The organism is Brevibacillus sp. RS1.1, from assembly GCF_013284365.1.
Lineage (GTDB): Bacteria > Bacillota > Bacilli > Brevibacillales > Brevibacillaceae > Brevibacillus > Brevibacillus brevis_D.
In genome coordinates this window covers 1-1,028 of the sequence record NZ_JABSVA010000034.1, presented here as the reverse complement: position 1 = coordinate 1,028, position 1,028 = coordinate 1, and the positions used below count along the sequence as shown (strand labels likewise).

Below are 1,028 nucleotides of genomic sequence, written 5' to 3'. Positions count from 1 at the left end.
ATCTTCATCTTAAAAAATGAAGAACTGTAATCGGGAAGTAGCTCAGCTTGGTAGAGTACTTGGCTTGGGACCAAGGGGTCGCAGGTTCGAATCCTGTCTTCCCGACCATGTTTCAAATGAATATGCCGGTGTGGCGGAATGGCAGACGCGCGCGACTCAAAATCGTGAGGGAAACCGTGGGGGTTCAAGTCCCTTCACCGGCACCATATTCAAGCGGGTGTAGTTCAATGGTAGAACTCCAGCCTTCCAAGCTGGTCGCGTGGGTTCGATTCCCATCACCCGCTCCATATTTTTGCGGAGGGATACCGAAGTGGTCATAACGGGGCGGTCTTGAAAACCGTTAGAGTGCAAGCTCACGGGGGTTCGAATCCCTCTCCCTCCGCCACTTCTTTTTATTACGAATAATTATGGCGGCGTAGCTCAGATGGCTAGAGCGTTCGGTTCATACCCGAAAGGTCGGGGGTTCGATCCCCTCCACCGCTACCATAGGGGCATAGTTTAACGGTAGAACGAAGGTCTCCAAAACCTTTGGTGTGGGTTCGATTCCTACTGCCCCTGCCAAGGAACATTTTTAAAACGCATACATTATGGCGGTCGTGGCGAAGGGGTTAACGCACCGGATTGTGGCTCCGGCACTCGTGGGTTCAAGTCCCATCGATCGCCCCATTTTTTTATAACTACTATATGTCTCAGTAGCTCAGCTGGATAGAGCATCCGCCTTCTAAGCGGACGGTCGGGAGTTCGAACCTCTCCTGAGACGTTTTACATGCGGTCGTGGTGGAATTGGCAGACACACCATCTTGAGGGGGTGGCGGGGCGACCCGTGCGAGTTCGAGTCTCGCCGACCGCACCATTAATTTCAATGAGGTTAAAAAACCTCTTGATTAATGAAAAACAATGTGTTATATTAAATATCTACTCGCGAAACACTAGTTTAACTGAGTAGAACAAATCACATAAAACTAAAAAAGTTATTGACTTTGAAAGTTAGATGTGATAAATTAAAGATCTGCACAAGACACAGTGCA

9 tRNA genes are annotated in these 1,028 nt (G+C 48.8%); all 9 read left to right on the top strand.

Going from position 1 to position 1,028, the window contains the following annotated elements:
- Positions 1 to 31: 31 nt before the first annotated feature.
- Positions 32 to 108 (top strand) — tRNA-Pro (locus tag HP570_RS29150).
- Between the two features lie 16 nt (positions 109 to 124).
- Positions 125 to 206: transfer RNA gene (locus tag HP570_RS29145), tRNA-Leu, on the top strand.
- 7 nt (positions 207 to 213) lie between these two features.
- Positions 214 to 287 (top strand) — tRNA-Gly (locus tag HP570_RS29140).
- Positions 288 to 296: 9 nt separating this feature from the next.
- Positions 297 to 385, top strand: a tRNA-Ser gene (locus HP570_RS29135).
- A gap of 24 nt (positions 386 to 409) precedes the next feature.
- Positions 410 to 486: transfer RNA gene (locus tag HP570_RS29130), tRNA-Met, on the top strand.
- Between the two features lies 1 nt (position 487).
- Positions 488 to 561: transfer RNA gene (locus HP570_RS29125), tRNA-Trp, on the top strand.
- A gap of 29 nt (positions 562 to 590) precedes the next feature.
- Positions 591 to 666 (top strand) — tRNA-His (locus HP570_RS29120).
- A 20-nt stretch (positions 667 to 686) separates the two neighbouring features.
- A tRNA-Arg gene (locus tag HP570_RS29115) sits at positions 687 to 760 on the top strand.
- A gap of 8 nt (positions 761 to 768) precedes the next feature.
- Positions 769 to 853: transfer RNA gene (locus HP570_RS29110), tRNA-Leu, on the top strand.
- Positions 854 to 1,028 lie beyond the last annotated feature (175 nt).